Source organism: Caldovatus sediminis, assembly GCF_014644455.1.
Taxonomy (GTDB): domain Bacteria; phylum Pseudomonadota; class Alphaproteobacteria; order Acetobacterales; family Acetobacteraceae; genus Caldovatus; species Caldovatus sediminis.
Genome location: NZ_BMKS01000005.1, coordinates 155,720 through 176,081, shown reverse-complemented (window position 1 = coordinate 176,081; position 20,362 = coordinate 155,720). Strand labels below are relative to the sequence as shown.

Genomic DNA, 20,362 nt, shown 5'->3' with positions numbered 1-20,362 from the left:
GCCGATGCGCGTCCTCTACCTGCACCAGCACTTCTCCCTGCCCGCCGGCGCGACGGCGACGCGCGCCTTCGCCATGGCGCGGGCGCTGCTGGCGCGCGGCCACGCCGTGACGCTCGCCTGCGGGCGCTACGCGGGCGCGACCACCGGGCTGGAGTCGCTCGCGTTCCGCGGCGGCCGCCGCACGGGCCGGGTCGCCGGGCTCGACCTGGTCGAGTTCGCCATCCCCTGCGGCAACGCCCAGGGGATCGCCGCGCGCAGCGCCGCCTTCCTGGCCTTCGCCGCCGCCGCCGCGCCGCTCGCCCTGCGCCGGAGCTGGGACGTCGTGGTGGCGAGCTCGACCCCGCTCACCGTCGCCCTGCCGGCGCTGCTCGCCGCGCGCCTGCGCGGCACGCCCTTCGTCTTCGAGATCCGCGACCCCTGGCCCGAGCTGCCGCGCGCCCTCGGCGGCGTGCCGCGCCCGCTGCTCGCGGCGATGGAGCCGCTCGCCACCGCCGCCTGCCGCCGCGCCGCCGCCGTGGTGGCGCTCTCCGAGGGCATGGCGGAGACGGCGATCGCCCGCGGCGCCGACCCGGGGCGCGTCGCCGTGGTGCCGAACGGCTGCGACCTCGACCTGTTCGGCCCGCAGGTCGCGCCCTGGCGCCCGCCCGAGGCGGCGTCCCGGGAGGTGCTGGCGGTCTATGCCGGGGCGCACGGGCGGGCGAACGGGCTCGACCGGCTCCTCGACGCCGCCGCCTGGCTGCAGGCGCGGGGCGAGCGGCACCTGCGCCTGGTGCTGGCCGGCGAGGGGGCGGAGAAGCCGGCGCTGGTCGCGCGCGCGGCGCGCGAGGGGCTCGGCAACGTCACCTTCCTCGACCCGCTGCCCAAGACGCGGCTCGCCGCGCTGCTGGCGGGGAGCCAGATCGGCGTGCAGTGCCTCGCGCCGGTCCCCGCCTTCGCGGAGTGGACGGCGCCGAACAAGCTGATGGACTACCTCGCCGCCGGCCTGCCGGTGGTCTCCAACCTGCCGGGCCGAGCGGCGCGCCTGCTCGCCGACGGGCCGTGCGGGGTCAGCGTGCCGCCCGGCGATGCGGCGGCGCTCGGCGCCGCCCTCGCCGCGCTGGCCGCCGATCCCGAGCGGCGGCGGCGGCTCGGCGCGGCGGCGCGGGCGCAGGCGGTGCGGCGCTGGGACCGGCGGCTGCTCGCCGAGCGGTTCTGCGCCGTGGTCGAAGCCGCGGCCCGGTCGCGCGACGCGGCCGGCGCGGCGGCGACGGTGCCGCAGCCCGGACGGGCCGGCTGATGGGCGGCGGCGACCGCCTGCCGATCGTGCATCTCGTCGCGGCGGCGCGGCCGAACCTGCCCAAGCTCGCCGCCCTCTGGCACGCGCTGGCGGAGGCCCCGCCCGTCTGCGCGCCGCGCCTGCTGCACACGGGCCAGCACCAGGACCCGGCGATGTTCGGGGCGCATCTCGCCGATCTCGGCCTGCCGGCGCCGCACATCGCGCTCGGCGTCGCCGGCGGCGGCGGGCATGCCGCGACCACCGGCCGCACCCTGATCGCCTGCGAGGACGAATGGCGCGCCCGCCGGCCGGCGCTGGTGGTGGTGGCGGGCGACGTGGACGGCGCGCTCGCCGCCGCGCTCGCGGCGCGCAAGCTCGGCATCCCGGTGGCGCATCTCGAGGCCGGGCTGCGCTGCGGCGACCGCGCCATGCCGGAGGAGATCAACCGCCGCGCCGTGGACGCGATCAGCGACCTGCTGTGGGCGCCCGACGCCGCCACGGCCGACCGCCTGCGCGCCGAGGGCCATCCGCCGGAGGCGGTGCGCGCCGTCGGCAACGCCATGATAGACAGCCTGCGGCGCGCCCTGCCCGCGGCGCGCGCGCGGCCGCTGCCGGAGGGCCTGGCGCCCGGCGGCTACGGCGTCGTCACCCTGCACCGTCCGGCCAATGTGGACGCGCCGACGCCGCTCGCGCGGCTGCTCGCGGCGCTCGGCGAGGCGGCGCGGCGCCTGCCGCTGGTCTGGCCGCTGCATCCGCGCACGCGGGCGCGGCTCGCCGCGTTCGGCCTCGCCCTGCCGCCGGGGGTGCGGGCGCTGCCGCCGCTCGGCTATCTCGACTTCCTCGGGCTGCTCGCGCGCGCCCGCCTGGTCGCGACCGACAGCGGCGGGGTGCAGGAGGAGGCGACCGGCCTCGACCTGCCCTGCCTGACGCTGCGCCCCTCGACCGAGCGGCCGGTGACGCTGGAGGCCGGCTCCAACCGCCTCGTCGCGCCGGAGGGGCTGGCGGCGGCGGTGGCGCGCGCGCTCGCCGGCGACTGGCCGCGCGCGGCGCCGATCCCGCTCTGGGACGGCCGCGCCGGCGCGCGCATGCGGGCGCACCTCGCCGAATTCCTCGGCGCCGCGCGGGCGGCGGCATGAGCGAGGCCGCCGCGCCGCTCGTCGTCATGCTCTCGGCGGCGCATCCGCCCGAGGACATCCGCGTGGTGCGCAAGGAGGGCGCGACGCTCGCCGCCGCCGGCTGGCGGGTGCGCCACATCTGCCCCGCCATCGCGACGCGCGGTCCCGCGCCGCCGCGCGCGGCGCTCGCCGGCGTGGCGCTCGCGCCCTACGCCCGCGCCCCGGGCTGGCGCGGCCGGCTGCTCGGCCTGCCGGCGCTCGCCCGCCGCGCCGCCGCCTCGGGCGCCGCGGTGCTGCACGCGCATGAGCCCGATTCCTGGTTCGCCGCGCTCTGGGCGGCGCGGCGGACCGGCGCGCGGGTGGTGCTCGACGTGCACGAGCACTATCCCTCGCGCCTGGACACGCGGCTGCCGGCGCCACTGCGCCCGCTCGCGCGCGCCGCGATCGGCGCCGCCTGCCGTCTCGCCGGGCGGCTGGCGGACGCGGTGGTGGTGGCGCGCGCGGGGCTGGACGCGGACTTCGCCGTCCCGCCGGAGCGCATCGTGCCGGTGCGCAACTGCGTCCTGCCGCAGCCGGTCGCGCCGCGCCGCCACGCCGCGGGCCCGCTGACGCTGGTCCATGCCGGCGTGCTCGGCCGCACCCGCGGGGCGCTGCAGATGGTGGAGGCGCTGGCGCTGGCGCCGCCCGGCACGCGGCTGCGGCTGATCGGGCGCTTCACCGACGATTCGGCGGCGGCGTTCGCGGCCCGCGCCGCGGCGCTCGGCGTCGCCGACCGCATCGAGGACCTCGGCTGGCTGCCGCAGGAGCGCCTGCCGGCGGCGCTCGCCGAGTGCGACGTCGGCCTGGTCGCGTTCCAGCCGGTGGACCGCAACCACCGCCTCGCCCTGCCGCACAAGCTGTTCGACTACATGCTCGCCGGCCTGCCGGTGATCGCCCCGGACTTCGCCCCCGAGACCGCGGCCGTGGTGCGCGAGGCCGGCTGCGGCCTGCTCGTGGACACCGCCGACCCGCGGGCGATCGCGCGGGCGGCGGCGGAACTCCGCGATCCGGCGCGGCGGGCGGCGCTCGGCGCGGCGGGCCGGGCGGCGGCGGAGGGGCGCTTCGGCTGGGCAGCGGAGGCCGAACGGCTCGTCGCGCTCTACCGGCGCCTCGCGCCGCTCCCCGCTGCCGGGGCGCGTCAGGGCCAGGCCGATGGCTGCGGCGATTGAGGCCCGGCCGGCCCTCGCGGCGCGCCGGGAGACGGGTGCGCCGCGGGCGGAAGGGCCGATCAGGGGGCGCGCGCCGGCGCGGGGGCCGGAGGACGCCCTGGCGCGGCCCGCCGCCCGGCCCGCCGGCGCGCCCATGCTGGCCGGGCGTCGGCCGGGGGCCTATAGCGGTCGCGTCATGGCCCGCCTCGCGCCGCACCGCATCCTGCTGAACGTCACGCTCGACGGCCTGATCGGCATGCTTGCCCTGCCGGCCGCGCTGTGGATCGCCGCGCCGCCGGGGGTCGCCGGACCGGAGTCGCGCCTCTGGTGGGCGCTGGCGCTGCCCGGGGCGGGGCTCGCGCTGCTCGCCGCCGGCCTGCCGGTGCGCCTGCCGACGCAGTACTGGCGCTACGCCGGCCTGCCCGACCTGCTCGCCCTCGCCGGCGCCTCGGTCGGCGCGGCGGCGCTGTTCTGGGCCGCGCTGCATCTGCTCGGCGCCTGGCGGCCGGCGAATCCGGCCTTCCCCGTGGCGCACGCGCTGGTGCTGACGGCGCTGCTCGCCGCGCCGCGCATCGCCGGGCGGGTGCGCCATGCGGGCCGCGCCGGAGGGGAGGCGAACGGGCAGGCGCCGCCGCAATCGGCGCTGCTGGTCGGCGCCGGCGACGGGGCGGACCTGTTCCTCCGCGCCCTCGCGCAGGAACGGGCGCCGCGCTACCGCGTGGTCGGCATCCTCTCGCTGCGCGCGCGGCAGACCGGACGGCGCATCCACGGCCACCCGATCCTCGGCACGGCGGAGGACATCGGCGCGGTGCTCGACCGGCTGCGCGCGCAGGATCGGCTGCCGGACCTGATCGTGCTGGCCGGGCCGCAGATCCAGGGCGTCGCGCTGGAACGGCTGCTCGACGCCGCCGACCGCCACGGCGTGCCGGTGCGCCACGCGCCGCCGCGGCTGATGCTGCTCGAGACCCGGGCGCGCCGCGGCCCGGCCGCGGCGGACCCGGCGCGGCGGATCGAGCTGCGCCCGGTCTCGATCGAGGAGCTGCTCGACCGCCCGCAGGTGCCGCTCGACCGCGAGGGCATGGCGCGGCTGATCCAGGGCCGCCGCGTGCTGGTCACCGGCGCCGGCGGGACGATCGGCGGCGAACTCGCGCGCCAGCTCGCGGCCTTCGGCCCGGCGGAGCTGACGCTGCTCGATCACGGCGAGTTCCTGCTCTACGAGATCGAGCTGGAGCTGTCCGAGCGCTATCCCGACCTCCCGCGCCGCGCCGTGCTCGCCGATGTGCGCGACGAGGGACGCATCCGCCGGCTGTTCGAGGACCTCCGCCCCGAGCTCGTCTTCCACGCCGCCGCGCTCAAGCACGTGCCGATGGTCGAGCGCGACCCGCTGGAGGGGCTGCTGACCAACGCCTACGGCACGCGCGTCGTCGCCGACGCGGCGCGCGCCGCCGGCGCGGCGCTGATGGTGCTGATCTCGACCGACAAGGCGGTGAACCCGACCTCGGTGATGGGTGCCTCCAAGCGCCTCGCCGAGATGTACTGCCAGGCGCTCGACCGCCAGGCGCGGACCGAGGGCAGGGGGATGCGCTGCGTCACCGTGCGCTTCGGCAACGTGCTCGGCTCCACGGGCAGCGTGGTGCCGCTGTTCCGCCGCCAGCTCGAGCGCGGCGGGCCGCTCACCGTCACCCATCCGGAGATGCGCCGCTACTTCATGACCGTGCGCGAGGCGGTGGGGCTGGTGCTGCAGGCGAGCGTCGTCGGCGCCGAGGACCGCGAGGACCGCCCGCGCGAGCTGGCCGAGGGCGGGATCTTCGTGCTCGACATGGGCAAGCCGGTGAAGATCGTGGACCTGGCGCGGCGCATGATCCGCCTCGCCGGCCTCAGGCCCGAGGTGGACGTGGAGATCCGCTTCACCGGCCTGCGCCCCGGCGAGAAGCTCTACGAGGAGCTGTTCCACGGCCAGGAGCCGCCGCGCGGGACGCCCTTCCCGGGCCTGCTGATGGCGACGCCGCGCACCGCCGACCCGGCGCTGGTCGGCCGCGCCATTGACGAGATCGCCGCCGCGTGCCGGGCCGGGGCGCGCCGCGCCGCGCTCGCCCAGCTCGCGCGGCTGGTGCCGGAGTTCGAGCGTGGCGCCGAAGGCGGCGGCGAGCGGCCTGGCGCTTCCGCCGCCGAGCCGGGCAGCCGCGGCGCGGCCTCGTGAATCTCGGCCTGACCGTCGCGGAGGCGCTGATCGCGCGCCTTGCGGCGCGGCAGGCCCGGATCGGCGTCGTCGGGCTCGGCCATGTCGGCCTGCCGCTGGCGCTGCGCTTCGCCGAGGTGGGCTTCGCCGTCTCCGGCTTCGACATCGACGCGCGCACGGTGCGCGCGGTGAACGCGGGCCGCAGCCCGCTGCACGGCATCGCCGACGCCCGCGTCGCGGCGGCGCGGATCGCGGCGCATGGCGAGCTCGACGCGGCGGCGGAGTGCGACGCGATCCTCGTCTGCGTGCCGACGCCGATCGGCCCGCACAAGGAGCCCGACCTCACCGCGGTGCGCCGGACGCTGGCCGGGCTCTCGCTGCACCTGCGGCCGGGCCAGGCGGTCGGGCTCGAGAGCACGACCTATCCGGGGACGACGGAGGGCACCGTGGTGCCCGCGCTGCGCGCCGCGGGGCTGACGCCGGGCGTGGACGGCTTCGCGATCTACAGCCCGGAGCGCGAGGACCCGGGCGATCCGGAGCACACCGTCGGGCGCGTGCCGAAGCTGGTCGCGGGCCACACGCCGGCCTGCCTCGAGGTGGCGAAGGCGCTCTACGGCGCGGTGGCGGGGTCGCTCGTGCCGGTCTCCTCGCTCGCGGTCGCGGAGCTGACCAAGCTCTACGAGAACGTGTTCCGCGCCGTGAACATCGGCCTGGTGAACGAGCTGAAGCGCCTCTGCCACGCCATGGGCCTCGACGTGCACGAGGTGATCGACGCCGCCTCGACCAAGCCCTTCGGCTTCATGCCGTTCCGGCCGGGCCCGGGGCTCGGCGGGCACTGCATCCCGGTGGACCCCTGGTACCTCGCCTGGAAGGCGCGCGAGATGGGGCTCGCGGCCGACTTCATCGAGCTGGCCGGGCGGGTGAACGACGCCATGCCGGCCTACGTCGTGGGCCGGCTGCGCGACGCGCTGGACGCGCGCGGGCGGACGCTGCGCGGCGCGCGGGTGCTGCTGCTCGGCCTCGCCTACAAGCCGGAGGTGGCGGACACGCGCGAGAGCCCGGCGATCGAGATCTTCCGCCTGCTCGTCGAGCGCGGGGCGGAGGTCGAGTACCACGACCCGCTGGTGCCGCGCTTCCCGGCGACGCGGCGGCTCGGCGGCGCGGCGCCGGACCTGAGGAGCCGCGACCTCGATCCGGCGGTGCTTGCGGCCTGCGACGCGGTGGTGGTGGTGACGCCGCATCGCGCGATGGACCTCGACCTGGTGCGCCGCCATGCGCGGCTGGTGGTGGACACGCGCGGCGTGCTGCGCGGCGACGGGCACGGCGCGGCGCGCGGTGCGGCGTTGCACGCGGACACGAAGGGTGACTTGGCCGGCGCGGCGCCGCCGGCTAACCGGGGGGCCGAAATCATCCAGGCCTGACCGGCCCCGCCCCGAGCCTTCCGCGAAGGCGCCGGGGCGAGCGGGAGCCGGTCGCGCGATCCCGGCCTCGGCACCTGCGGGGAGGGTCGCGGGAGGCCGTCACGGATCGAGGCTTCGCATGACCGGCTCCGGCCCCATCGCCCTGTTCGACATCCAGACGCAGCAGGCGCTGATCCGCGCCGATCTCGACCGGCGCATCGCCGCCGTGCTCGACCACGGCCGCTACATTAACGGGCCGGAGGTGGAGGAGCTGGAGGCGCGGCTCGCCGCCTTCTGCGGGGAGGGCGTGCACTGCGTCGGCGTCTCCTCGGGCACGGACGCGCTGCAGATCGCGATGATGGCGGAGGGGATCGGGCCGGGCGACGCGGTGTTCCTGCCCGCCTTCACCTACACCGCCACCGCCGAGGTCCCGCTGGTGCTGGGCGCGACGCCGGTCTTCGTGGATGTCGAGGAGACGAGCTTCAACCTCGACCCGTCCGACCTGGAGCGGCGCGTCGCCCTGGTCCGCGCCGAGGGAAGGCTGCGGCCGCGGGCGGTGGTCGGCGTGGACCTGTTCGGCCTGCCGGCGGACTGGCCGGCGATCCTCGACATCTGCCGGCGCGAGGGGATGTTCGCGCTCGACGACGCGGCGCAGGCCTTCGGTGCGGCGCTGGACGGCGTGCGGCTCGGCGCCTGGGGCGACGCGACGGCGCTGAGCTTCTACCCGACCAAGACCCTGGGCTGCTACGGCGACGGCGGCGCGCTGCTGACCCGCGACGCGGAACGGGCGGAGCTCTACCGCAGCCTGCGCACGCATGGCGAGGGCAGGACCCGCTACGAGGTGCTGCGCACCGGCATGAACGGCCGGCTCGACACCCTCCAGGCGGCGGTGCTGCTCGCCAAGCTGCCGCTGCTGGAGGGCGAGCTGGCGGCACGCGCCCGGATCGGGGCGCGGTATGACTCGCTGCTGGCGGGCAGCGGGATCGGGGTGCAGGCGGGGCGGAGCGCCGGGGCGGTGAACGCGCGCGGCCTCTACACGGTGCGGCTGCGGGACCGGGCGGAGCGCGATCGGGCGGCAGCCGCGCTCAAGGCGCAGGGCATCGCGACGGGCATCTACTATCCGCGGCCGCTGCACCGGCAGCCGGCCTATGCGGAGGCGCACCGGACGGCGATCGCGGGCGGGGCGCCGTCCCTGGCAGTCAGCGAGGCGCTGGCCGAGCGCGTGCTGTCCCTGCCGATGCACCCCTATCTCGGCGACGCGCAGGTGGATCGGATCTGCGCCGCGCTGCTCGCCGCGCGGGGCTGAGGCCGAGGCGGGCGCGGCGCCCGCGCCGGATGGCGACCGGTTCCGATCGTGCATCCGCCGGGTGCGGCCGCAGGTCGGCCCGCACGGCTCGCTGCCGCCTCATTCCCCCCTCAGGCGGCGCGCGACGCGACGAGGTCTGCGGGCCGACGGGTCAGAGCGGGTCGTTACCGCCCGCCGGTGCCGCCGCCCCGGCGGCGGCGCTTGCGACGGGCCGCCGCCTCGTCCTCCGCAGCGACCCCGCGCTCGACGCCGGTCGGCGCGACCTGCACCTGGCTTGGTCCGCTGCTCGTCGAGGCCGTGACGTCGAAGGCCGTGCGGGCCTCGGCGCCGGACGAGGCGGGCATTGCAACAGCCGCCAGGCCCAGCAGGCCGAGCGACGAAAGCAGAACCTTGCGCATGGAAAACTGGCCCCCTGCATGCGTCTGACGCGCAGACTGCGCGCGTCGCCACCTAACATATATGTGAACGCTTCTCGGGGAGCATTCCGCAATGTGACAGGGGTTTAAGTCCGCCCGCGGAGGCAACCTGACAATGTCAAAACATTGCGCTCGGGGCAGTGCCCGGGGCGCACCCGGCCGGGGTGGGTACCGGTTGAGGCAGAAGGCTCGCGATCCGGAACACGACCGCCGGTTGCCGCCCGCCGGCGCCAGCTCGCAGGATCGGCCGACGGCGAGCCGGCGAGCGGCGCGCTATCGGGTGTGCGGGTCGAGCAGCCGAACCAGCCCGTCGAGCTGATCGAGGTCGCGATAGGCGATGGTCAGCTGGCCGCCGCCGCCGCTGCGTGGGTGGATGGTGACGCGCAGGCCGAGGCGTTCGGTCAGGTCGCGGGCGAGGGCAGCGGTGTCGGGGTCGCGCCTCGTCTCGCCTTGATCGCCTCCGGCCTCCGCGCCGGGCTCGCGCGGCCTGGCTGCCGCGAGAGCCTCGGTCTGCCGAACGCTGAGGCCGCGAACCACCACGGCGGTGGCAAGTTTCTCCGGATCATCCGCCGCCAGGATGGCGCGGGCGTGGCCGGCGGTGAGCTGGCCGTTGCGCAACAGTTCGCGCACGCGCGGCGGCAGGCCGAGGAGACGCAGCGTGTTCGCGACGTGACTGCGACTTTTGCCGACCGCCTTGCCCAGCGCGTCCTGGGTGAGGCCGAATTCCTCGATCAGGCGGGAGTAGCCCTCGGCTTCCTCGAGCGCATTGAGATCCTGGCGCTGCAGGTTCTCCACCAGCGCGGCGGCCATGGCCTCGCGATCGCCGAAGGGGCGGACGATGACCGGGACCTCGTGCAGCCCCGCGGCCTGCGCCGCGCGCCAGCGGCGCTCGCCGCCGATGATCTGGTAGATGCCGGGCGCGCCGGGCTTGGGTCGGACCAGGATGGGCTGCAGCACGCCGTGCTCGCGGATCGAGGCCGCGAGTTCGGCTAGGCCCTCCGGCTCAGCCGGTCCGCGTGGCTGGAAAGGCCCGGGCTCCAGCGCTTCGATCGGCAGAGCGCGCTGGCCGCTGCCAGCGGCCGCAGGGGGGGCCAGGCCCGGACGGTCGGGCTCGGCGAGCGGCGGGGCGTCGCCGATCAGGGCCGAGAGTCCCATGCCGAGACGGGACGTCTTGCGAGTGGCGCTCATGCGGCCGTGGTCTCTCCCCTGTCACGCTCGCGCTTCAGCAGCTCGGCGGCGAGCTGAACGTAGGCCTGCGCGCCGATCGAGCGGAAGTCATAGAGCAGCACCGGCAGCCCATGCGACGGTGCCTCGCTGACCCGCACGTTGCGGGGAATGACGGTGTCGAAGACCTTCTCCTTGAAGAAGCCGCGCACGTCCGCGGCGACCAGCTCGGAGAGGTTGTTCCGGCGGTCGTACATGGTCAGCACGATGCCCTCGAGCGTAAGCCCCGGATTGAGGGCCCGCTTCACCCTGTCGAGGATGCGGGTGATCTGGCTGACGCCCTCAAGGGCGAAGAATTCGCATTGCAGCGGCACGATGACGCCATCGGCCGCGACCAGGGCGTTCAGGGTCAGAAGGCCAAGCGAAGGCGGGCAATCAAAAAAGATGTAGTCGTAGTCGGCGAGGAAATTGCCGGCGGCCGAAAGCGCCTGGCGGAGCCGGCGGTCGCGATCGGGCAATGCGACGAGTTCGACCTCGGCCCCGGCGAGTTCAGCGTCTGCAGCAACCAGGCTAAGAGTCGGCACCTGGGTGGGGCGAACGAGCTCAGCGAGGCCTCGATCGCCCGCGAGCAGTGCATAGCTGCCCATGCCGCGCTCGGATCGGGGGATCCCGAGCCCCGTCGAGGCATTACCCTGGGGGTCGAGATCGACAAGCAGGACCTTGCGCTTTGCGGCAAGGGCCGTGGCGAGGTTGATCGCCGTCGTGGTCTTGCCCACACCCCCTTTCTGGTTGGCGAGGGCAAGGAGCCGCGGATTGCGGCGTTCAGGCGCCGGCACGGCGGATATCGCTCAGGCGGAGGATGGTCGCTTCCGGATCGGTGCGGCTCTGGAACCGCTCGATTCGCATTGTCCAGTCACGGGCAGCTTCCGTCAATTCGGCTTCGGCGTTTCGCCCCTTGGGGAACACCGCCACGCCACCAGGCGCGAGAAGCCGGACCGCGTGGGGGAGCAGATCGCGGACGGGCGCCAGCGCGCGCGCGGTCACCGCGGCCATCCCGGTGAGTGGCACGGCTTCGATCCGCATGGCGTGCACCTGGACATGGGCAAGACCGAGAACTCGGCTGGCCTCGGTGAGAAACGCCGCCTTGCGCCGGTCGGATTCGATCAGGTGGATAGGTCTTTCCGCGACCAGGGCGAGTACGAGGCCGGGGAAGCCGGCACCGGAGCCGAGATCGACAAGTGGGCCCCTGATGGGCAGCAGGGGCCAGAGCTGCAAGGAATCGACGATGTGTCGCCGTTCGATCGCACCTTCGTCGCGCTCTGCGACGAGATTGATCCGCCTGTTCCAATCCAGCAATAGAAATTTGAGGCGGTCGAGCCGCGCGCGCGTTTCACGTGAAACCTCGACCGGGGGGATCGAACGCCGCTCAGTGGCCATCGGTTCGGCCAGCGGTGCGCCGCAGGTGGGCCGCGAGCGCCGCCAGAGCGGCCGGCGTTATGCCCGGTATCCGCCCCGCGCTGCCCAGGGTCGCCGGACGGGCGATGGAGAGACGCTGGCGCATCTCGATCGACAGTCCCGCCACGGAGGAAAAATCCAGCCCCTCGGGGATCGGCGTGCGCTCCTCACGCGATAGCATCCGTCGCTCCGCCTCCTGCCGGCGCAGGTAAGGCGCATAGAGCGCTTCCGCCTCCAATTCCGCCAGGACACCCGGAGGCAAGTCGCGCAACCAGGGAAAAACGGCAGCCGCTTGCTCTTGCGTCACGCCTGGCAGCGCAAGGATTTCGATCAGGCTTCGCCGCCGGCCATCGAGGCTTACCACCACGCCCGAGATCGCCAACTGCGCCGGCGTCGCCGTTTCCGTGCGGGCGCGCTGGAGCGCCTCTGCAACGGCCGAGGCGAAGGCGCGATGCCGAGCCCCGCGCTGAGGACCGACGACGCCCCAGGCCATCCCACGGCCAGTCAGCCGAAGCCCGGCGTTGTCGGCGCGCAGCGAAAGGCGATGCTCGGCGCGCGCGGTCAACATCCGATAGGGCTCGCTCACACCCTGTAGCACCAGATCGTCGATCAGCACGCCGATATAAGCTTCGGTGCGGGTCAGCACGCGATCGGCCTGTGCGCCGCCAGCCCGTTGTGCGGCGTTCATTCCCGCCATCAGGCCTTGCGCGGCGGCCTCCTCGTAACCTGTCGTTCCGTTGATCTGTCCAGCGAGGAACAGCCGTGGCACGGAACGGACCTCAAGCGTCGGGCGCAAGCAGCGCGGGTCAACGTGATCGTACTCGATGGCGTAGCCCGGGCGGAGGATGCGCGCTCGCTCGAGTCCAGGGATCGTCGACACCATCGCTGCCTGCGTTTCTTCCGACAGGCTTGTAGATATGCCATTGGGGTAGATCGTCTGATCGTCCAGACCTTCTGGCTCGAGGAAAATCTGGTGGCGGTCGCGCTCGGCGAAACGGACCACCTTATCCTCAATGGAGGGGCAATAGCGCGGACCGGCCCCCTGGATCCGTCCGGCATATACCGGCGCCTCGTGAAGACGCGAACGGACGAGCGCGTGGGTCTCCGGCGTCGTCCAGGTGATGCCGCACCGGACCAGCGGGTTGCTGATCGCCTCGGTCATCCACGACATCGGCTCCGGTGGGTCATCGCTCGGTTGGCTATCGAGCGCGGCCCAGTCGATCGTCCGGCCGTCGAGCCGCGGTGGTGTGCCGGTTTTCAGGCGCGCCATTGGCAAACCCAACCGCTCGATCGACAGGGCGAGGCCGATCGACGGCGGATCACCCGCGCGTCCCGCCGGCAACCGGCGTGCTCCGATGTGAATCGTGCCACGCAAGAAGGTGCCGGCGGCGATCACCAGCGCGCCGCAGCGGACCCGACTCCCGCCGTCACAGACGATGCCGCTGACCGCTCCCTCGGCATCGCGTTCGATGGCCTCAACCGCTGCAGCGCGCAGGGTCAACCGAGGCTGCGCCTCAAGCAGGGTGCGCACAGCGCGCCGGTACAAGGCTCGGTCCGCCTGGACCCGCGGCCCGCGCACCGCTGGTCCCTTGCTCCTGTTGAGTTGCTTGAAATGGATGCCCGCCAAGTCGGCAGCGCGCCCCATGATGCCGTCGAGTGCGTCAACTTCCCGCACTAGGTGCCCCTTGCCGATACCACCGATGGCGGGATTGCACGACATCTCGCCGATGGTTGCGAGGCGATGCGTCAGCAGCAGCGTCCGCGCGCCGCAGCGCGCCGCCGCTGCCGCCGCCTCGGTGCCGGCGTGCCCGCCCCCGACCACGACGACATCGAACCGATCTTCCTCCATGGCCGGCGATATAGGCCCATCACTTTCCGATGCAGAAGTCGGCGAACACTCGATCAAGCACTTCCTCGACCCCCACGCGGCCCGTCAGCCGACCGAGCGCCCGCAGCGCCGCCCTCAGCGCCTCCGCCGACAGTTCCGGAAGCGGCGCGGTCTCGGCGTCCTGCAGCCAGGCGGCGGCCTCCCGCAGCGTGGCACGGTGGCGCGGACGAGTCAGCGCCGCAGTCCCACCGGGCGCCGCCCGCGCGCTTGCCGTCTCGGCAAGGCGAGCGCGCAACTCTGGCAGGCCCTCTCCAGTCCTCGTACTCACACCGAGCGGGATCCGCCCGCCGACCTGCCGCGGCGCCGGAGCCAAGTCGACCTTGCTCACCACCGCGAGGGCCTCTGGTTCGGACCGTTCGAGAAATGCCAGGGTGGCCCCATCCGGCGGCCGATCCGCGGCAAAGAGCGCCAAGACCAAATCAGCCCCTTCGGCGCGACGGCGCGCCCGGCGCACCCCTTCCGCCTCGATCTCGTCCGCTGCCTCCCGCAGTCCGGCCGTGTCCGCCAGCGTCACCGGCACTCCGCCCAGATCGAGCCGGGCCTCGATCACGTCACGGGTCGTCCCCATGCGGGTTGATACGATCGCCGCATCCCGTCCGACCAGCGCATTCAGCAGGGAGGATTTTCCGGCATTCGGGGCGCCCACAATCACCACTTCAAGCCCCTCGCGCAGCCTCTCCCCACGGCCACCATCGTCGAGATGCCGTTCGATCTCGGTCCGCAGTGCCGCTGCCCCGTTCCGCGCCTGGTCGCCCAGGTCGGTCGGCAGGTCCTCGTCGGCGAACTCGATTGCCGCCTCTTGGTGCGCCAAGAGGCGTGTCAGGCGCGACGTCCAATCCTCGTATAACGCGGCCAGGGCGCCTTCCGCCTGGCGCAGCGCCTGTCGCCGCTGTCCGGCAGTTTCCGCCGCTATCAAGTCGGCGATGCCCTCGGCTGCCGTCAGATCCAGCTTGCCGTTGAGAAAGGCGCGTCGTGTGAACTCTCCCGCTTCCGCCGGACGAGCACCGAGCGCGACCAGCGCCTCGGCAACACCAGCGATCACCGCCGGACCGCCATGCAGATGCAGTTCTGCCGCGTCCTCCCCCGTATAGCTGCGCGGCCCGGGAAACCACAGCACCAGTGCCCGGTCCAGCGTTTCCCCCGTCGCGGGATGTCGGAGCCGGCGCAGCCCGGCCATGCGCGGCGGCGGCACTCTGCCACCGGTCAGACGATCAAGGATCCCCTTGCAGCCGCGCGCGCCCGAGAGGCGCATAACAGCGACAGCCGCCCTGCCAGCGCCGGAGGCTAGAGCGAAGATTGCGTCGAAAGGCTCTCTTCGGTCCATACGCAATCCGGAGCGTTTCACGTGAAACGCTTCCGGCCTCAGCCCTTGGGAGACGGCCTATCCTGCTCTGTGAGCATCAGCCGCCGCACCCGTCGGCCACGCACCAGATGCATCTCGAGAATTTCGTCCACTTCCTCGCGCGTCTTCGGGCTGTACCAGACCCCTTCCGGATAGATCACGAGGGTCGGGCCGAATTCGCACCGATCCAGGCAACCCGCCGCATTCACTCGCACACTCTGGAGCCTGAGCTCCTTCGCTCGCGCCTTCATGTAGTCGCGTAGCCCTTCGCTGCCCTTGGCTGCGCAAGATCCGCGCCGGTGCCCTTCCGGGCGCCGATTGCAGCAGACGAAGACATGAGCCCGGTAATAGAGGGGCGGATCAGCCTCATCCGACCCCGACTGGGCCTGCAGAGCAGCATCATTCACGGGGGCGATTCCCTGGCTGGGCAGCTGGCGGGCGACGCCCCATGTAGCGGCGTGCCCCCGCGCCGGCCAGAGGTTCCCATGCCCGAAGCACCCAGCCTTCCGCCGCCCGAGAACCTGCTGCGGCACACCACCAGCCCCTATCTGCTCCAGCACGCCGACAACCCCGTGCACTGGCGCCCCTGGGGACCGGAGGCGCTCGCCGAGGCCCGCGCCACCGGCAAGCCCATTCTTCTCAGCGTCGGCTACGCCGCCTGCCACTGGTGCCACGTCATGGCCCACGAGTCCTTCGAGGACCCGGAAACGGCTGCCCTGATGAATCGCCTCTTCGTCAACATCAAGGTGGACCGCGAGGAGCGCCCGGACATCGACGCCCTCTACATGAACGCGCTCCATCTCCTCGGCGAGCAGGGCGGCTGGCCGCTCACCATGTTCCTCACGCCCGAGGCCGAGCCCTTCTGGGGCGGCACCTACTTCCCGCCGGAGCCGCGCTGGGGCCGGCCCTCCTTCCGCCAAGTGCTGCTCGGTGTGGCCGAGGCCTATCGCAAGGAAGGCGGCAAGGTCGCGCAGAACGTCGCCGCGCTGAAGGGGGCATTGACGCGGATGGCAGCGGCCACGCCCGGCCCGCTCCCCATCGAGGCCACCTTCAACCGCGTCGCGCTCGGCCTGGTGCGTGCGACCGACGCACGCGAGGGCGGCCTTGTCGGGGCGCCGAAATTCCCCAATCCGCCGATCTTCCGCTTCCTCTGGCAGATGCATCACCGCCTCGATCAACCCGCCTGCGCGGAGGTCGTGCACCTGCTGCTCCGGCGCATGAGCCAGGGCGGCATCTACGACCATCTCGGCGGCGGCTACGCCCGCTACAGCGTGGATGCCATCTGGCTTGTTCCCCACTTCGAGAAGATGCTGTACGACAACGCCCAGATCCTTGAACTGCTCGCGCTCGCCCACGCCGGCGCCCCCGCCCCCCTCTACGCCGCGCGCGCGGCGGAGACGGTCGGTTGGCTCGAGCGCGAGATGCTGACCGCCGGCGGCGCCTACGCATCGAGTCTCGATGCCGACAGCGAGGGCGAGGAAGGAAGGTTCTACGTCTGGACCGAGGCAGAGGTGGACGCGCTGCTCCCGCCCGAGGAGGTGGCGCTCTTCAAGGCCACCTACGACGTCACCGCGCAGGGAAACTGGGAGGGCAAGACCATTCTCAACCGCCGCCGGCACCCGCAGCGGCTGTCCGATGATGCCGAGGCGATCCTCGCTCGCTGCCGCCGCATCCTCTTCGAGGCCCGCGCCAGCCGCGTGCCCCCCGGACGCGACGACAAAGTGCTGGCGGACTGGAATGGCCTTGTCGTCGCCGCCCTCGCCCGCGCGGCGGCGGTGTTCGACCGGCCGGACTGGCTCGCTCATGCGCGCCGCGCCTTCCAATTCGTCTCCGAGACGATGTGCGCCCCCGACGGCCGCCTGCTGCATGCCTGGCGGGCGGGCCGTGCCGGAGCCGCCGGCCTGCTCGAGGACCATGCGGCGATGGCGCGCGCCGCCCTGGCCCTCCATGACACGACGGGCGACCGAACCTATCTGGAGCGTGCCGCCACCTGGGCGGGAATCGCCGACCGGTACTTCGCCGCTCCGGAGGGCGGCTACTACGCCTCCGCCGCCGATGCGACCGACGTCCTGATCCGCGGCCGCAGCGCCGTCGACAACGCCACCCCCTCGGGGAACGGTCTGATGGCCGAGGTCCAGGCCAGGCTGTTCCTCCTGACCGGCGACGATCGCTGGCGGAAGGCGGCGGAGCGGACCATCGGCGCCTTTGCCGGCCATGAGGGAATCGCCGCGATGCCGACCCTCCTCGCCGCCGCCGACCTGCTGGCGGAGGGCGCGACCGTCGTCGTCGCCGGCGATCCCGGGCACGGCACGGCCCAGGCCCTGGCGCGCACCGCGCTCGCCCATCCCGATCCGGCCCTGGCCGTGCTGCGCGCGCCGGACCCGTCGGCCCTCCCCGCCGGACACCCGGCGCACGGCAAGGGACCGGTCGGCGGCCGGCCGGCCGCCTATGTCTGCCGCGCCGGCACCTGCTCGCTCCCGGCCACCGATCCGACGACGCTGCGCCGCGCCCTCGCCCGCCGAGCCGCGCCCCTTGGTGACGAGGTCGCGACAACCGCTTGACGGCCTCGTTGCAACGGTGCATCCGCGCCCCTTCGTCGCCATGCCCCAGTTCTCGCTTTACACCCCCTGCGGCGAGCTGACCCTGACCGAGGAGGACGGGGCGATCGTCGCGCTCGACTGGGGCCGCGGCCGCGACCAGGAGTCGACGCCCCTGCTGTGTCGTGCCGTCGAGCAGCTGCACGACTACTTCGATGGCCGCCGCGCCGGCTTCGATCTGCCCCTGGATCCGGGCGGCACCCCTTTCCGGCGCCGCGTCTGGGCCGCGATGCGCGCCATCCCGCCCGCCGAGACCCGGACCTACGCCGAGCTCGCCCGCCTCCTCGGCAGCGCGCCGCGCGCCGTCGGACAGGCCTGCGGCGCCAATCCGATCCCCATCCTCATCCCCTGCCATCGCGTCGTCGCGGCGAACGGCGCGCTCGGCGGCTATTCGGGCGGCGAGGGCCCGGCTACGAAGCGTTATCTCCTGGACCTCGAGCACCGCGCGCTCCGCCGCGCGGGCGCCCCATGGTCCGAACCCCAGGGACGGACGAGCCCCTCATGAACCACGCCATCCGCATCCACGAGCACGGCGGCCCTGACAAGCTCGTTTGGGAGGAGGTGCCGCTGCCCGACCCCAAGCCGGGCGAGGTGCGCGTCCGCCACAAGGCGGTGGGACTCAACTTCATCGACGTCTACTTCCGCACCGGGCTCTACAAGGTCCCCTCCCTCCCGGTGACGATCGGCATGGAGGGCGCCGGCGTGGTGGAGGCTGTCGGCGAGGGCGTCACCGACCTCAAGCCGGGCGACCGTGTCGCCTATGCCGGCGCGCTCGGCGCCTATGCCGAGGCGCGCTGCGTCCCGGCCGACCGCTTGGTGAAGCTGCCGGACGACATCGACTTCACCCAGGCCGCGGCAATGATGCTCCAGGGCATGACCGCCCAGTACCTGCTGCGCCGGACCTACAAGGTGCAGAAGGGCGACACGATCCTGGTGCACGCCGCGGCGGGGGGCGTGGGACTCATCCTCTGCCAGTGGGCGAAGCATCTCGGCGCGACGGTGATCGGCGTGGTCAGCACCCCGCAGAAGGCGGAGCTCGCCAAGGCGCACGGCGCCGACCACGTCGTCCTCGCCGGCGAGAACCTGCCGCAGCGGGTGAAGGAGATCACCGGCGGGGCGATGCTGCCCGTGGTCTACGACAGCGTCGGGCGCGACACCTTCATCGCCTCGCTCGACTGCCTGCGCCCGCTCGGCCTGATGGTCAGCTACGGCAACGCCTCCGGCCCCGTCTCCATCCCCGATCTCGGCATCCTCGCGGCCAAGGGTTCGCTCTACCTGACGCGGCCGACGCTGAACACCTACACCGCCTCGCGCGCCGACCTGCTGGCGACCGCGAACGACCTGTTCGAGGTGGTGCGGAGCGGCGCGGTGAAGATCCGCGTCAACCAGACCTTCCCGCTGAAGGACGCGGCGGCTGCGCACGCGGCGCTCGAGGGCCGCAAGACGACCGGCAGCACCGTCCTGATCCCCTGAGCGGTGCGCCCTCGCCGCGCCGGGGGACGATCCGCTACCCCCCGGCCCGCGCCTCGGCCAGCGCCGCCTCGACCGCCTGGCGCAGCGCCAAGGGGTCGCGCAGCACCAGGGCGCGGCGGCCGACCTCCACCAGCCCGCGCCGCGCGAGGTCGGCCAGCTCCCGCGACACCGCCTCGCGCCGCGCGCCGATCCGCGCCGCGAGGTCGCGCCGCGCCGGCGGCGGGCTGACCACGATCCGCTCCGGGTTCCCCGGCGCCGGCCGCGACAGCCGCAGCAGCTCGGCGTAGAGCCGGTGGCGCACCGGCAGCGCCGAGCGCTCCAGCAGCCGCGCGTTCTGCGCCCGCACCCGCGCGGTGAACAGCCGCAGCAGACGCAGCGCCACGGCCGGCGAGGCGGCGAGGACGGCGAGGAAGGCCTCCGCCGGCAGCACGCAGAGCCGCGACCGCAGCAGCGCCCGCACCCCCGCCGCCGGCGGGGCGGCGGCGCCGCCGATCGCTGCCATCTCGCCGAAGAACGCCCCGGGCCCGATCTCGTCGAGGATCGCCTCGCGCCCGCCCGCGGCGCGCAGCAGCACGCGCAGCGCGCCGCGGTCCACGAGGAACAGGTCCGTGCAGGCGTGGTCGAAGTCGAGCACCATCTGGTCGGGCTCGACCTCGATCCAGCGCGCCGCGGCCGCGGCGCGGGCAAGCGCGGCGCGGTCGGCCTCCGCGAAGAGGGGGAAGCGCGCCAGCCATTGCGTCGTGCCGCCCGCGGCCGCCAGCGCGGCGCCCTCCGCTGCGGATGTCGGGGCGGTCGTCGTCGCCGGCCCGGCGGGGCGAGAGGCGGTGGGAATCATGGTCGGTCGCTGCGCCTTCGGCACCACGCCGCTCCGGGATGGAGCGGGCAGGCGGATATGCAACTTGCCCGCGCCGTGCCGCACCGCAAGGGGTCGCGGCGCCTCGACCGCGGCATCGGCGCCCCCCGCGGGAGCCGCAGCGCCGTCGCCTCGCCGTGCTCAGGCCTCGGCGGCGAGGCGCGCGCAGGCCTCGCGGTAGGCGGCGTCGAACAGCGCATCCAGCGCCGGGTTGACGCCCTCGAGCCCGGCCGCGACGCGGCCGGCCCGGCCGACTTACTCGAGGCGACGGGCGTGGTCCCAGCCGCGCGGCGGGCTCGCCGTGATGGCGCGCAGGTTGGAGATCTTGTCGGCGAGCTTGATCTGCTTCGCCGCGTCGGATCGGCCGTTGGCGTGGCGGATCTGCAGCGCCTTGCGCGTCTCCTTCGGCAGCGACTTGTCGTCCGCGACCTCGGCGACGATGGCCGCGACCCGCTCGCCGAACTCGGCGGCGAGGCGGTCGAGCGCCACCGGCTGCGGGTCGTCGCCGCTGTCCTCCACCGTGTCGTGGAGCAGGGCGGCGATCTGCGCCTCGGGCGGCGCGCCGTGCGCGGCGAGGATCTCCGCCACCTCCAGCACGCGGTTGACGTGGGGCTCCTCGGCGGCGCCCTTGCGACGGTGGGTGCCGTGCACCCGCGCGGCGAAGACCTCGGCGCAGAGCAGCGCCGCGACATGGTCCCTCGGGGCCTCCATCGTCTCCCCTCCCTCGGCTCC

18 protein-coding genes are annotated in these 20,362 nt (G+C 74.2%); 9 read left to right on the top strand and 9 right to left on the bottom strand.

The window, feature by feature from the left end; translation table 11 throughout:
* Positions 1-4: 4 nt before the first annotated feature.
* The 6 genes from IEX99_RS10300 (at position 5) to IEX99_RS10275 (ending at position 8,442) form a co-directional block, all read left to right on the top strand.
* Positions 5-1,276, top strand: coding sequence for a glycosyltransferase family 4 protein (locus IEX99_RS10300; protein ID WP_188899947.1), 1,272 nt, complete (start codon positions 5-7; stop codon positions 1,274-1,276).
* A complete protein-coding gene (gene wecB / locus IEX99_RS10295) occupies positions 1,276-2,391 on the top strand; it encodes a non-hydrolyzing UDP-N-acetylglucosamine 2-epimerase (RefSeq protein WP_188899946.1) in 1,116 nt (371 codons plus the stop codon). Before IEX99_RS10300 ends, wecB begins: the two co-directional genes overlap by 1 nt.
* Positions 2,388-3,578 carry a glycosyltransferase gene (locus IEX99_RS10290; protein ID WP_188899945.1) on the top strand — a complete coding sequence of 397 codons (1,191 nt, stop codon included), beginning with the start codon at positions 2,388-2,390 and terminating at the stop codon, positions 3,576-3,578. The genes wecB and IEX99_RS10290 overlap by 4 nt, the downstream gene beginning before the upstream one ends.
* A gap of 175 nt (positions 3,579-3,753) precedes the next feature.
* Positions 3,754-5,757, top strand: coding sequence for a polysaccharide biosynthesis protein (locus tag IEX99_RS10285; RefSeq protein WP_188899944.1), 2,004 nt, complete (start codon positions 3,754-3,756; stop codon positions 5,755-5,757).
* Positions 5,754-7,157: a nucleotide sugar dehydrogenase gene (locus tag IEX99_RS10280; protein ID WP_229677926.1), complete on the top strand. Its 1,404-nt coding sequence runs from the start codon at positions 5,754-5,756 to the stop codon at positions 7,155-7,157. Before IEX99_RS10285 ends, IEX99_RS10280 begins: the two co-directional genes overlap by 4 nt.
* Positions 7,158-7,275: 118 nt before the next feature.
* Positions 7,276-8,442 (top strand): DegT/DnrJ/EryC1/StrS family aminotransferase, encoded by a 1,167-nt coding sequence (locus IEX99_RS10275; RefSeq protein ID WP_188899943.1) that lies wholly within the window; start codon positions 7,276-7,278, stop codon positions 8,440-8,442.
* A gap of 164 nt (positions 8,443-8,606) precedes the next feature.
* Here IEX99_RS10275 and IEX99_RS10270 read toward each other — a convergent pair whose 3' ends face one another.
* The 7 genes from IEX99_RS10270 to IEX99_RS10240 all read right to left on the bottom strand — a co-directional run bounded on the left by IEX99_RS10270 (position 8,607) and on the right by IEX99_RS10240 (position 15,114).
* Positions 8,607-8,840, bottom strand: a complete 234-nt coding sequence (locus tag IEX99_RS10270) for a hypothetical protein (RefSeq protein ID WP_188899942.1) — start codon at positions 8,838-8,840, stop codon at positions 8,607-8,609.
* A 291-nt stretch (positions 8,841-9,131) separates the two neighbouring features.
* A complete protein-coding gene (locus tag IEX99_RS10265) occupies positions 9,132-10,046 on the bottom strand; it encodes a ParB/RepB/Spo0J family partition protein (protein WP_188899941.1) in 915 nt (304 codons plus the stop codon).
* Positions 10,043-10,858 carry a ParA family protein gene (locus IEX99_RS10260; protein WP_188899940.1) on the bottom strand — a complete coding sequence of 272 codons (816 nt, stop codon included), beginning with the start codon at positions 10,856-10,858 and terminating at the stop codon, positions 10,043-10,045. Before IEX99_RS10260 ends, IEX99_RS10265 begins: the two co-directional genes overlap by 4 nt.
* A complete protein-coding gene (gene rsmG, locus IEX99_RS10255; protein WP_188899939.1) occupies positions 10,845-11,459 on the bottom strand; it encodes a 16S rRNA (guanine(527)-N(7))-methyltransferase RsmG in 615 nt (204 codons plus the stop codon). Before rsmG ends, IEX99_RS10260 begins: the two co-directional genes overlap by 14 nt.
* A complete protein-coding gene (mnmG, locus tag IEX99_RS10250; protein ID WP_188899938.1) occupies positions 11,449-13,326 on the bottom strand; it encodes a tRNA uridine-5-carboxymethylaminomethyl(34) synthesis enzyme MnmG in 1,878 nt (625 codons plus the stop codon). The genes rsmG and mnmG overlap by 11 nt, the downstream gene beginning before the upstream one ends.
* A 19-nt stretch (positions 13,327-13,345) precedes the next feature.
* A complete protein-coding gene (gene mnmE, locus IEX99_RS10245) occupies positions 13,346-14,689 on the bottom strand; it encodes a tRNA uridine-5-carboxymethylaminomethyl(34) synthesis GTPase MnmE (protein WP_188900165.1) in 1,344 nt (447 codons plus the stop codon).
* Positions 14,690-14,727: 38 nt separating this feature from the next.
* Positions 14,728-15,114: a (2Fe-2S) ferredoxin domain-containing protein gene (locus IEX99_RS10240; RefSeq protein ID WP_229677925.1), complete on the bottom strand. Its 387-nt coding sequence runs from the start codon at positions 15,112-15,114 to the stop codon at positions 14,728-14,730.
* A 78-nt stretch (positions 15,115-15,192) separates the two neighbouring features.
* Between IEX99_RS10240 and IEX99_RS10235 the strand changes: the two genes are divergently transcribed.
* From IEX99_RS10235 to IEX99_RS10225, 3 genes are read left to right on the top strand one after another with little or no spacing between them, the layout of a single operon-like run.
* Entirely contained in the window at positions 15,193-17,268 is a 2,076-nt protein-coding gene (locus IEX99_RS10235; RefSeq protein ID WP_188899937.1) for a thioredoxin domain-containing protein, read from the top strand.
* Positions 17,269-17,308: 40 nt separating this feature from the next.
* Positions 17,309-17,809: a methylated-DNA--[protein]-cysteine S-methyltransferase gene (locus IEX99_RS10230; protein ID WP_188900161.1), complete on the top strand. Its 501-nt coding sequence runs from the start codon at positions 17,309-17,311 to the stop codon at positions 17,807-17,809.
* Entirely contained in the window at positions 17,806-18,777 is a 972-nt protein-coding gene (locus IEX99_RS10225; RefSeq protein ID WP_188899936.1) for a quinone oxidoreductase family protein, read from the top strand. The genes IEX99_RS10230 and IEX99_RS10225 overlap by 4 nt, the downstream gene beginning before the upstream one ends.
* A gap of 34 nt (positions 18,778-18,811) precedes the next feature.
* Here IEX99_RS10225 and IEX99_RS10220 read toward each other — a convergent pair whose 3' ends face one another.
* Together IEX99_RS10220 and IEX99_RS10215 are read right to left on the bottom strand one after the other, a co-directional pair.
* Entirely contained in the window at positions 18,812-19,612 is an 801-nt protein-coding gene (locus IEX99_RS10220) for a Crp/Fnr family transcriptional regulator (RefSeq protein WP_188899935.1), read from the bottom strand.
* Between the two features lie 273 nt (positions 19,613-19,885).
* On the bottom strand, positions 19,886-20,341 hold the full coding sequence (locus IEX99_RS10215) for an HD domain-containing protein (RefSeq protein ID WP_229677924.1): 456 nt from the start codon (positions 20,339-20,341) through the stop codon (positions 19,886-19,888).
* Positions 20,342-20,362: the final 21 nt, after the last annotated feature.